At 66.5% G+C, this 10556-nt stretch carries 9 protein-coding genes and 6 pseudogenes; 6 read left to right on the top strand and 9 right to left on the bottom strand.

What is annotated here, in order from left to right; genetic code table 11:
• Nucleotides 1–209, top strand: a pseudogene (locus tag AB0J12_RS39165) (hypothetical protein); the annotation flags it as partial.
• A 55-nt stretch (nt 210–264) separates the two neighbouring features.
• Here the strand turns inward: AB0J12_RS39165 and AB0J12_RS39160 are convergent.
• From AB0J12_RS39160 to AB0J12_RS39140, 5 genes are all read right to left on the bottom strand, one after another.
• A complete protein-coding gene (locus AB0J12_RS39160) occupies nt 265–630 on the bottom strand; it encodes a DUF4440 domain-containing protein (RefSeq protein ID WP_363269587.1) in 366 nt (121 codons plus the stop codon).
• A 413-nt stretch (nt 631–1043) separates the two neighbouring features.
• Nucleotides 1044–1532, bottom strand: coding sequence for a hypothetical protein (locus AB0J12_RS39155; protein ID WP_363269586.1), 489 nt, complete (start codon nt 1530–1532; stop codon nt 1044–1046).
• A complete protein-coding gene (locus tag AB0J12_RS39150) occupies nt 1529–2158 on the bottom strand; it encodes a hypothetical protein (RefSeq protein ID WP_363269585.1) in 630 nt (209 codons plus the stop codon). Before AB0J12_RS39150 ends, AB0J12_RS39155 begins: the two co-directional genes overlap by 4 nt.
• 396 nt (nt 2159–2554) lie before the next feature.
• Nucleotides 2555–2977 (bottom strand): hypothetical protein, encoded by a 423-nt coding sequence (locus AB0J12_RS39145; RefSeq protein WP_363269583.1) that lies wholly within the window; start codon nt 2975–2977, stop codon nt 2555–2557.
• A gap of 406 nt (nt 2978–3383) precedes the next feature.
• The gene (locus AB0J12_RS39140; protein ID WP_363269582.1) at nt 3384–3539 is read right to left on the bottom strand and encodes a hypothetical protein; all 156 of its coding nucleotides are present in this window, start codon (nt 3537–3539) and stop codon (nt 3384–3386) included.
• Nucleotides 3540–3816: 277 nt separating this feature from the next.
• Here AB0J12_RS39140 and AB0J12_RS39135 point away from each other — a divergent pair.
• Nucleotides 3817–4298: pseudogene (locus AB0J12_RS39135) on the top strand (IS5 family transposase); the annotation flags it as partial.
• 46 nt (nt 4299–4344) lie between these two features.
• On the opposite strand, the gene AB0J12_RS39130 reads toward AB0J12_RS39135, so the two are convergent.
• On the bottom strand, nt 4345–5058 hold the full coding sequence (locus AB0J12_RS39130) for an alpha/beta hydrolase (RefSeq protein WP_363269581.1): 714 nt from the start codon (nt 5056–5058) through the stop codon (nt 4345–4347).
• 1054 nt (nt 5059–6112) lie between these two features.
• On the opposite strand from AB0J12_RS39130, the gene AB0J12_RS39125 reads away from it, so the two are divergent.
• Together AB0J12_RS39125 and AB0J12_RS39120 are read left to right on the top strand one after the other, a co-directional pair.
• Entirely contained in the window at nt 6113–6565 is a 453-nt protein-coding gene (locus AB0J12_RS39125; protein WP_363269580.1) for a MarR family transcriptional regulator, read from the top strand.
• Entirely contained in the window at nt 6562–6873 is a 312-nt protein-coding gene (locus AB0J12_RS39120; RefSeq protein ID WP_363269579.1) for a replication initiation protein, RepL2, read from the top strand. Before AB0J12_RS39125 ends, AB0J12_RS39120 begins: the two co-directional genes overlap by 4 nt.
• 249 nt (nt 6874–7122) lie before the next feature.
• Here AB0J12_RS39120 and AB0J12_RS39115 read toward each other — a convergent pair whose 3' ends face one another.
• The 3 genes and pseudogenes from AB0J12_RS39115 to AB0J12_RS39105 all read right to left on the bottom strand — a co-directional run.
• The gene (locus tag AB0J12_RS39115) at nt 7123–7515 is read right to left on the bottom strand and encodes a DUF4440 domain-containing protein (RefSeq protein WP_363269577.1); all 393 of its coding nucleotides are present in this window, start codon (nt 7513–7515) and stop codon (nt 7123–7125) included.
• 121 nt (nt 7516–7636) lie between these two features.
• Nucleotides 7637–9271, bottom strand: a pseudogene (murJ, locus tag AB0J12_RS39110) (murein biosynthesis integral membrane protein MurJ).
• Nucleotides 9272–9523: 252 nt separating this feature from the next.
• A pseudogene (locus tag AB0J12_RS39105) lies at nt 9524–9857 on the bottom strand (Tn3 family transposase); the annotation flags it as partial.
• Between the two features lie 137 nt (nt 9858–9994).
• Between AB0J12_RS39105 and AB0J12_RS39100 the strand changes: the two are divergent.
• Nucleotides 9995–10313 (top strand): annotated as a pseudogene (locus AB0J12_RS39100) (hypothetical protein); the annotation flags it as partial.
• 61 nt (nt 10314–10374) lie between these two features.
• Nucleotides 10375–10556, top strand: a pseudogene (locus AB0J12_RS39095) (5,10-methylenetetrahydrofolate reductase); the annotation flags it as partial.

Below are 10556 nucleotides of genomic sequence, written 5' to 3'. Positions count from 1 at the left end.
GGGTGCCGCCACGAGATTCAACGAGGCCCCCAGAAAGGGGATACGGCCAGGTGACAGCAGGAACTCTCGATGAGGAACAAGTGCCAGCCCCAGATCTCTGCGCGGCCATCGTTGACCGGCTCACCTTCAACGGCACGATCATCGACACCGGCACCGACTCCTACCGACTCGCCAGCACCCGAGCGGAAGCGCCAGCCACGGCCAGCTGAAGCCGCCCGATTCGGCTGGGTAACCGCCGCCCGCGCGGGCGGCGGTCCCACCCACTCACCCGGTCAAAGTGGCCTGGTGGAAGTACATCCGCCAGCCCGTCTCCGTCAGGCGCCACACAGAACTCCGCCAAGCCCGACGGCCCTTGTTGTCGGCGAAGTACGTCAGATGAACGATGCCCGGAGCGAGGACGACTCCGGACATCTCACTGACCTTGACCGGAGACTCCGGGGACACCGAGCCGCCGCTCTTCACCGTGAGGATCGACTCCACGTCCCAACGGCGCCCAGAAGCCCCGATCTCGGTGAACTCCGGATCCAGAAGCTCCAGGACACGGGCCGGGGAAGCACGCACCTCGGGATCGAGAAGCCGCATCTCCCCATCGATAGCTGCCTGCACGGCCCGCTCACTCTCATCCGCCATGCGCAAACCCTACGGACGCTGCTTGCCAAGGCACAGTCAATTGATCACTCGATGGCGACGACGGCACGGCGCTGCCGTCAAAACTCGAGAACATCTCTCGGCGCAGTGATCACCAACTGCCACCGGAACTCATGCACAAGTGCTGCCGCCAAACGTGAACGGAGCCACCGGCATCCGTACATTGCTGCGGGCGTCACTGGGATCTGAGAGCACGGCCAGCGGGGGAGCGGCCCGTCCGGCACAGTCCGGGCGGGCGCTTCGGCGAGTCCGTGTGGCTGGCTCCGGGCTGTGTACGGGGGAAGAAAGCCCAAGCCGGCGGATCTCGGGGACGCGGAGTCGAGGGCATGTCCCGCTGTACAGCGCAGGAAGGGCCTCGGCGACAGCGCCGAGGCCCTTCCTGCCAGACACACAGGTCACACCGCGTCGATCCGCCAGGCAATCACGCCCGTCGCTCCCTGAGCTCCATCGACGTCCATCCGTAGCGGCTTCTGTCCGGTGATCCGCTGCTGCACCACCGATTGATCACACGGCACTGTCGTCGGGCTGCCCGCACTCGCCGGCTTCAACGCCAGTCGTGCGCTGCCGCTGCCGTAGCAGACCAGGTAGAGCTTGTACGTCTTGCCCTTGGTCAAATCGGGCTCGGTGTGAATGCCGTCGGTCACCCGCTCTGCACCGGATTCGACCAGCTGACCGCTGTGCACAGCAGCTAGGGCAGCCTGTGCCTGCTCGGTGAGTCTCTTCTCGTCCGTACTTCCCCCAGACGCGGAACGGCTCGGCACGGGCGAGGGGGAATGATCGGTGTCCTTCCCCTTGTCGGCGCCTGAAGAACAGGACACGAGGAGCAGCGCCGAGGCAAGCACGGCGCATCCGGTAAGTCCCGTCCGACGGTGCGCACGGGTCATGAGGCGGTTTCCCAATACTTCCAGCCCGTCTCGGAGGTCGGCAGCGTCGCCGTGCCATGGCCGATCTCGACGGATCCGCAGGCGCCGCTGCGGCGGTACTGCTTCCAGGACACCTTGTATCCCCATGAACCGTACTGCAGGTGGCCGTACTTGTTCTTGCTGATGTCGTGCGAGTAGTTGTGCCCAGTGGTGATGGTCACGCTGCCACCGATCTTGACGGAGATCGTGGTCTTGGCCTTGGCCAGGATGGCGCCGACCGAGTACTCGCCGCTGCCCGAGACCTCGGCGCTGATGGTGCCCGCCTTGGTCACGGACACCGATATGGTGCCCCCAGGCCCGTCCTTGAACTTGGTGCCGTTCCACCATGAGGGAATGTGGTACGCCTGCTTCGACATGCTGTACCAGGTCGACGGGCCATCACAGTGATGCGGGAGTCGCTCGTAGACCGGCTGTTCGGTCTCCTCCTCCCAGCCCTGCCTGTCGTTGATCTCCGTCGTCTGGTCGGTGGAGGTGGTCGGCTGGTCGGCCGGCGCCTCCTCAGCGACCGCGCTTGCCGTGGTAGCGAAGCACACAAGAAGCGCGGCGATGGCAGCGCTGGTCGATGCGCGCCGTGAACCGATGCCCATGTCACACCTTTCCGGTGGACCGCCCCCGTGGCGATCGAGCTCCTGGACACTATGTGACGGTCATGTGCGCGACAACGAGATGATCCATTCTCTGAGGAAGACTTGAGGGCGGCAGCGCTCACGGGGCAGCGGTGGGGTGGGTAGCCTCAACTCGTGCGAGGGCCGCGCCGGACGCAGACGGCGCGGCCCTCGCGGCTGAACTACAGCGGTCGACTTGCCGGGCGAGGGCACCACAGGCCCGGTGGCGTCCGGCGCGCACGCACCTGCACCAACGGGAGCGCCGTCCGCGCCGGGCGGTACCGGGGAAGCGGGGGGCTGGTGGCCGGCGAAGGCCAATGCAGTTGCTTTTGAGCCGGGCAGGCCGTTTCACGCTTAGGCAGCAGTGTCCAGACTCGCTCAGTTGCGCATCAGCGCGTCATGGACCGGATTGCCATGTGCGTCATCCGCTTCGTCGATGTCCTCGGCCTGGTCGACCAGCCACTGGTTGTTCTCCCGTACGACCCGGAGTGCACTGCGGACTGTCGTGGTGCTGTCGGGCTGCACGACCTTGAACTGGATCAGCACTCCCGTCCCCGCCGGGTGTTCGCCGGTCGCAGGCACAGACACCGGGCTGCCGGCGGTGACGGTACCCGTCTCGGTTTGATCGGGTCCGCTGTCACTGGGTGTCTGCTTCGGCGGGATGGTCGAGCCATCCGCCCGCTTCAACGGGGGGAAGGCGTCACTCTCGGTCGGTGACGGTGACGGTGAGGGGCTGGCGGGCGCCTTGTTATCAGTGACGCACTCATGGACGCTGCCATGGCGGAACTGCTCAGTCCTCATCTGGCAAGCCCGCTGCCAGTCGTCGTCGTTGACGGCCTCCTGGTACCGCTTGGCGGCCTGGACAGCTGAGGCTGTTGGGTCTGCGCCACTCGCTCCCTTGCTTGTCCCCGTCTCCCTCTTTGCCTCGGTGTGCGAGGAACAGGCTGCGATCAATACTGCTGTCAATCCCGCCACGGCTACCCTGACGGCGCACCTCATGTGATCCCCCTTTGTGTTACGAATCCGCAGTTGCTTGATCCTATTCACGAGAGACCTGCCACGGCCCTAGCTTGGTGCCTCCTTATCGCCCGTGGCCTGCTGCCATGCGGCTGATGACAGCGCTCTTACCTCGCGGACTGCTGAACCGCTGGCCAGCGGAGACGTGCCTACTTTGCGAGGTGTCAGAGATAGGAGTTGGGGGCCCTTTTTAGTAGGGGGGCGGCTGCGGACGCTGGTCCCTCGGGTAGGACGAAGAGACCATCTCCTCCGGCCGGTCGGGGCCGAGCGCGAGCGGCGGGAGGGCGATGAGGAGGTCGCCCGCGACGAGCCCGAGCCGGTGGCCGACCGCGTCCGGTGTGCGCACGAGTGGCGCCGACCCGGGTGGCGGGCGCGGACGGCGGCCGAGGACCGGCGGGCCCAGCGCCCGGGTCCCGCGCGGCCTGGTTACCGGTCGATCCGGCAGGAGGCGCCCTGGCGCCACGGGCCGGGGATGCGACCGCGGTTGCCGGCCGTGAGCCGGTACACGCCACGGGCCGTCCAGCTGATCGGAGGCACCGTGAGCAGACGGCCGACCGCCCGCCAGCCGGTGCCGGCCGCGGTGCTCAGCCAGGCGGCGAAAGCGGCATGTCCCGCCCGGACGGGATCATGGACTGGGACGGTCGCGCGGCGGGTTCACTACCAAGGTGCACCTGGCCGTCGAGCAGGGCCAGAAGCCCATGTCGATCGTGGTAACGGCCGGGCAGCGCGGCGACTCGCCGCAGTTCGAACCGTGCTGAGGAAGGTTCGCGTGCCCCGCATCGGGCCGGGCCGGCCGCGCGTCCGTCCTGACCGGGTGCGTGCTGATAAGGCGTACGCCTCCCGCAAGAACCGCGTTTATCTGCGTCGCCGGGGGATCCGCTGCACCATCCCGGACAAGGTCGACCAGGCGCGCCACCGCAAGCAGCGCGGCTCTCCCGGTGGCCGGCCGCCGAAGTTCGACCCGGTCGACTACCGTGAGCGCCACGCGGTCGAGTGTGGGATCAACCGCCTCAAGAGGTACCGCGCCGTCGCCACGCGGTACGACAAGCTAGCGGTCCGCTATGAGGCGATCGTCCTCATAGCGGCAATCGGCGAATGGCTGTGACCAGCACACATCAAGCGCCTCCGAGCCCGCAGGCATGGATGTGCTCTCACTCCACGGCAGCATTGAGGAGAATCTGCGCCAGCTCGCGCGGCTGGGAGAACATCGGCCAATGGCCGGTGTCCATCTTGACCAGCCGCCAGTGCTTGCTGTTCAGCAGCTCGGCCACATCTTCGTCGGGCTCGGCGTCGTCTGGCTCGGCCCCCGGCATCACGCACAGGATGTATGTGGCCGGGAGTTCACCGAGCGGCCCCGCCAGCACGGCGGGCTCGGTCAGCGTGGCGGCTGGGTGAGGCGTCGAGCCACGCACGAGGCGTGCGATCTGCTCATCGGTGAGACCTTCGCCGTCAAAGTGAGCAGCTGGCGCGAGCGGCCAAAACCCTCCGTTCTCGGCGATCGATACCTCCACTGCCTCCCCGCCGTCCGGCCAGGCGGAGACAAACGACTCGCCGTCAGTTGGAACACTTGAGTCGACGAATACCACGCGGGCCAGTCGGTCACCGATCCGCTCTGCGGCCTGACCGACCGGGATGCCCGAGTAGCTGTGACCCACCAGGACTACGTCACGCAGACCCTGGCGTTCTACCTCGGCAACGATGTCCTGGACGTGAGTCGCTTGCCCCGCCGGTACACCCTGCTTGTCAGCAAGACCGGACAGCGTCAACGGATAGACGCCGTGGCCAGCAGCACGCAGATACGGCACCACCTCGCCCCACGCCCACGCCCCGAGCCGTGCACCTGCAACCAGCACGAAATTCACCATGCCCGCACCGTAGCCGGGCAGCTTGACGATCTCCTGGAAAATACATTCGATACACGCCCTGCTACTGGCTTGGTTCCGGGCGCGTCGGCAGTCCGCTGCTCCGGCACGCGCTGTGAACAGGCGTGGAGAGCAAGCTTGCCGCGGTCCTTACCGAGGTCCTTCCGATAATCAAAGCTGCGTCACCCTGCTCACAATCAAGCTGGGCAGCAACAGAAGCGTGGGTGGGGGGAGGGGGGAGAGCAGGAGGATCGGGGGGGAGGGAGAGGGGGTGGGCGATCTGTGAGTTGGCAGCAGGGTCCAGGCAACCGACCGTGTCGGCTGAACGGCTCTTCGCGCATACGGTCGGCGCGTCCTCGGCCCCTGGCGGGCCTGCGGTGCACCGAGGGACGTGGCCATGGTCGGGCGGCCGCGGCTCGAGAGGGGATTTAGAGCAGCGTGGCTGAGGCCGTCGCGGGCTGATGGAGACCCACGTGGCGGGTTCTTGGTCAGCCGCCTGTGCGTTGTGGCGTGCTTTCGTCGGCTGAGGAGGTGGTAGCAAAGGAAGTTGCTTCGTCGACGGGTGGTAGGAAGCGGGGGTTGGGTGCGCCCCAGGACGCGTGCTGAGCAACGCCGCGCGCGATCGCCTGCGCGGCACGGTGTGTGGGTGGGAGCTGCCGCCGGTGATGGCATGTCCTACTGCTAGAGAGAGCGCCGCCTCCATCGGGGTTGTGACCTGCGAAGACCGTGATTCTGGGGGGATCTGACGATCTGGCACCCGGTTCTGGCCAGCGTGTACCCGGTTTAGAGGGTCACGGCAGGCAGCTTTGAGAGCCTGAGTGCTGCTGCTCGGAGAACCGGTACAACGCCTGAAGGATCTGAGTAGATTGACGTCAGGTACATGAGCCGGCTCGTTCCTGAGTAGGTGTGAGGGCCTGGGCGCATCGACGCCAGGTTGAGCGACACGCCCTGAGAGCGGACTACATGAACTCTGTGCTCATGTACGTTAAGTTGATCTGGTCGGCCTCAGGACCGTACTCATCGACGTTGAGGACATGCCCAGCCACGGAGGGCCCGATTGGGAGCAGTACGCAGACTGGTCGATGCCGACACCGGCGAGGCCATCCCTTATGCGCCCTACGCCTTCTCGGGCGAGCACATTCAGGTCGACAAGGCCCGAGTCGAAGCCATCACCGAGAGCAAGGAATTCACCCCCAGCCAGAAGTTCATGGTGCTGTGGTGGATCGGAGTCTCTCCCGCTGGCATGGAACCTCTCAGGGCGACCGGTGCTGACATCGCCAAGAAGGTCGGGATGACCGCCGACGCGGTCGGCAAAATCAACCGGAAGCTACTCAAACGGCGCATCCTGGTCGAACGCGGACGCATCGGTAACTACCGGCTCTACCGGATCAGCCCGTACATCGCATTCCACGGGACCGGCATCGAGCAACGGGAAGCGATCAAGACGTGCAACCCGCCGGACATCCCCGGCTTCGACAACACGATCCATTCGCGGTGGGAGGCCCGGTGAACAACGACGACAAGCACAAACTCCTGGACATCCTCCAGCGCACGGCCGGCATGACCGCCAACCAACGGCTGGTCGTCATGCTCTACGCCATGCACCCCACCGACCGCGCCGGCGCCGTCGTCGAGACCGGCGCCAACCTAGCCAAGCTCGTCGGCATGTCCCCGACCGTCTTTTCCCGCACCCGGCGCCAGGTCGTCGAGGCGGGGTGGCTCGAGGAAACTGAGCGGCTCGCCCACATCAGCTACTACCGGCTCGGCGCTAAGTGCACCGGTGAAGAGGTCGTCGTTCCTCTGCGACGCGCAACCTGAGGCTGTTCGCGAAGCCGAGCTCATGTACGTGAGGTCAATGAGGACCTGTCTTAAGGCCGGTTCTCATTGACCTCACGTACATGAGCCTCCCAGGCAACTAGTCGGCCACCGAGGCCGCCCGCTGCGCCATGCTGTGTCGCCCCACCGCGGACGGTAGGTCAGGGACGGCTCACCTGCCAGACGTCGCCTGTGGTACCGACCCTCAACGGGCTGTCCACGACCTCGTTCAGGAGTAGAGCCGGGGACGGTTCAGCCCTCGGGGACGGGCGTGCCCTGCTGGTAGTAGAGCCGCCATCCGGTGTCGCCCTCGCCCTTGCGCCACAGGGAACTGCGGCGGGCCCGGCAGCCGGCGATGACGCTCTCGTACGTCAGGTGCACGAGGTCCGGGGCGAGGAGCACCCCGCGCATCCTGGAGGCCTCGATGTGCAGGCTTTCCGCTCCGCCGTGCAGGGTGGGCAGCGCCGCGACCATCTCCTCGTACGTCCAGCGCCGCCCGGAGGCGCCGACCTCGACGAACTCTGGGTCGAACAGCCGGACGCCGACGGCGGAGACGCGGACGGCGGGGTCGTGCAGGCGCAGTTCACCGTCCTTCGCCGCAGCGATTGCGACCTCTTCCTCGGGGTTCTCCTCCGTGTCGATCATGGACGCATCCTCTCTCGCCCCGGAGCTCTCGGCAAAGGTTCTTCGGGTCCTTGTCCGTTGACCAAAGTGGAGAACATGGCATTCCGGGGCCGCGGCGTGCCTGGTCGTCTCTACAGTTGCGTCATGGAGTCCAGCACCCTTGCCGCGGGTGCTCAGCCGAGACCGGCGCTCCCCCCAGGCCCGGCAGGCTCCGCAGCTCGCTGATCTTCAAGATTCGTGCGAGAAGCACGAACACCAGGAACATGGTTAGGCCGCCCGCAGCGAGGCCCAGAGCAGGTGCCCAGGTGGTCGAGGTGACAGTGCTGGAGCAGGAGCGGGCCACGAACCAGCCCAGCGTTCCCGCCGCCAGGGCAGAGGCCGTCAGCTTGCCGTAGGTGCGGCACAGTCGCTTGCCATCCAACCGGCCTTCGAGGCGTCGTCGCAACAGCATCGCGGTGATGAGCAGGCCGATGGCGTACGAGGCGGCGTAGGCGCCGGCCAGGCCGGTGACGGCCCATCGCGGGGGCATCAGCAGATGGCAGGCGGTGGCCAGAGCAATGTTTGCGGTACTTATCCACACGGCCATCCAGAACGGGGTCCGGGTGTCCTCGAAGGCGTAGAAGCCGCGCAGCAGCATGTACTGCGCGGAGAAGGGGATCAGGCCGAGTCCGAAAGCCTGGAGCATCTGGCCCAGCGGCACGATGGACGCCGGATCGGCTGCTCCGTGAGCGAAGACCACCTGCGCCATTTCCGGACCGAGGGCGACGAAGAAGAAGGCGGCGGGAACGATGACGACGCCGCTGATCCGCAGAGCTCGGGAGAGGTCACCGCGCATGTCGTCCAGGCGGTGTTCGGCGACGGCCCGGCTCATCCGCGGCAGCAGGGCGGTAACCAGCGAGACAGTGATAACCGACTGCGGCAGCGACCAGATGGTCTGCGCGTAGGTGTAGGCGGAAAAGCCCACACCGCCATTGGGTAGTGCCGTGTCTGCTGCAGAGGCGTAGCGGGTCACCACCGTGCTGGCTACGAGGTTGGTGAGGACGAACAGCAGGGTCCAGCGGGCCGCGCTGATGCTCTTGCCCAGGCCTGTGCCGAGCCAGTCGAAACGTGGGCGAAAGCGGAAGCCGGCGGCCCTGGCGAAGGGGATCAGGGCAAGAGCCTGGGTCGCCAGGGCGAGCGTCGTGCCCGCGCCGAGCAACGTGACCTGTGTCTGAGTGATGTCCTGGATGGAGTCCGGGACGGTCATCATGCCGAGGTACACGCCGAACATGGAGATCAGGAAGACGTTGTTGAGGACAGGGGTCCACATCATCGCGCCGAACTTGTTCCGGGCGTTGAGCACTTGGCCCAGGATGCTGAACAGTCCATAGAAGAAGATTTACGGGAGCAGGAACCGCGCGAAGACCACCGTCAGCTGAAACGCTTCGTGGTTGGCCGGTGAGTCGCTCTGATAGAGGCTGATGATCTGCGGCGCCGCCCAAACGGCGAGCAGCGTGCCGATTCCCAGCACGGACATCGTGAGGGTGACCAGACGCTGCTCGAAGGCCCGTCCGCCATCCGGCTGCTCCATCCTGGCCCTCACCAGCTGCGGGACCAGTACGGAGTTCAGCGCACCGCCGATGAGCAGGAAGTACAGGCTCGCCGGCACCACGTTGGCCTGGTTGTACGTCGTAGCGAGCAGTCCCGCTCCGAGTGCCCCAGCCTGTAGGACTGTTCTCAGCAGGCCCGTTGCCCGGGACACCACCGTCCCCGCTGCCATCAGCATGGACGAGCGCATCAGCCCGCCCTTTGCCGCGCCAGACTTCGTGGCGGCGTGCCGCCCTCGCTTCTGCTTCCCCGGTAACCGCGTTCTCGCCGCGCCCGGCGTCCCCTCCGCCATGTGCCTAATCTACGGCGTAGAGATCATCATCATGGGAACTGCCCCGGGTTCTCAGGTCGGCCCGCAGTCCCCGGTCGGTGCATTGCGGCGAATGGAAACTCCGGGCCGTGGGGTCGTGCAGTACGCAGGTGCGTCGGGCCGGGACGGTCCTCACTGCTCGCTGGCATCCGGATCGCGTAGAGGCCGCAGTCCGCCGGGCAGGTTAGGAAGCCGGAAGGAGTACCGGCCCAGCATGTTGATGTGCTGCCGTACAAACGGCGAGAGGCGGGCCACGTCCTCGTCGCGGACAGAAGCCTTCTGCGCGCAGCTGACTCACCGCGGCGTCCATGTAGCGGGTGTTGAAGAGGACGACGGCGTTGAGGACCAAGCCGGGGGCGCCGATCTGGTTCTCCATGCCGTCCTGGTAGCGCTGGTAGAGCTGCCCCGAACGGCCGTGGAAGATCTTCCGGGCGAGCGCGTGGCGCCCTTCCTGGAGGTTGGCCTGCGCCTTGATCTGGCGCCGGTAGCTGGCGAATCCGCCCGACACCACTGAGCGAGGGGGGTCGATGTGCCCCTGCCGGTTCAGCAGGCGCGTTGGGTGTCCCGCCGCAGCTGTGTGCGCATGGTTCCCGGATAAGCTCCGTCTGCCCGGACACCGGACTGGCCCGGCTGTCGTACGGGCAGGTCCGCGCTCTGCTCGACGAGCACACCGCCGTGCGTGGACCGGGCACAGCCACTGGGACCTGCACGAGTACCGTCACTCCGCCCTGACCCATCTCGGTGAACAGGGCGCCTCGCTGCTGATGCTGATGGCGATGTCCCGGCACAGAAGCCGGAGAACGTCCGCCGCTACTTCAGACCGTCGCCCGAGGCGATTGCCGAACTCACCAGCTTGCTCGCCCCCGGCGACGCCCGGCGCACCCGCGGGGACGTAGTCACGGTGCCGGGGAACTGTCAGTAGCAAGGCATTACGGCTGCGTTCGGAGCACGACGGAACGAGCCGACCGGTTAGGGTCGCTGCCGTGGACCTCCAGCAGCGCATCCGTGACCGCGCAGGTGAATTTCTGTTCTTCGCGGTGACGCCGCCCAGGCAGACGACCACCCCCGAGCGGGCTCAGGAGATCGCCGACATCACCCGCAAGCGGCTCGACGGCCTGGAGCCCGACGGGCTCGTGCTCTACGACATCGACGACGAGAGCGACCG

Source organism: Streptomyces sp. NPDC049915 (assembly GCF_040656475.1).
Lineage (GTDB): Bacteria > Actinomycetota > Actinomycetes > Streptomycetales > Streptomycetaceae > Streptomyces.
This window is presented reverse-complemented; position numbering and strand designations above follow the sequence as displayed.

What these genes read in the sequence shown, in the direction of transcription:
- AB0J12_RS39145 (WP_363269583.1), bottom strand. Translation starts at nt 2,977, where the DNA reads ATGAGGACTGAGCAGTTCCGCCATGGCAGCGTCCATGAGTGCGTCACT.
- AB0J12_RS39150 (WP_363269585.1), bottom strand. Translation starts at nt 2,158, where the DNA reads ATGGGCATCGGTTCACGGCGCGCATCGACCAGCGCTGCCATCGCCGCG.
- AB0J12_RS39115 (WP_363269577.1), bottom strand. Translation starts at nt 7,515, where the DNA reads ATGATCGACACGGAGGAGAACCCCGAGGAAGAGGTCGCAATCGCTGCG.
- AB0J12_RS39130 (WP_363269581.1), bottom strand. Translation starts at nt 5,058, where the DNA reads ATGGTGAATTTCGTGCTGGTTGCAGGTGCACGGCTCGGGGCGTGGGCG.
- AB0J12_RS39160 (WP_363269587.1), bottom strand. Translation starts at nt 630, where the DNA reads ATGGCGGATGAGAGTGAGCGGGCCGTGCAGGCAGCTATCGATGGGGAG.
- AB0J12_RS39155 (WP_363269586.1), bottom strand. Translation starts at nt 1,532, where the DNA reads ATGACCCGTGCGCACCGTCGGACGGGACTTACCGGATGCGCCGTGCTT.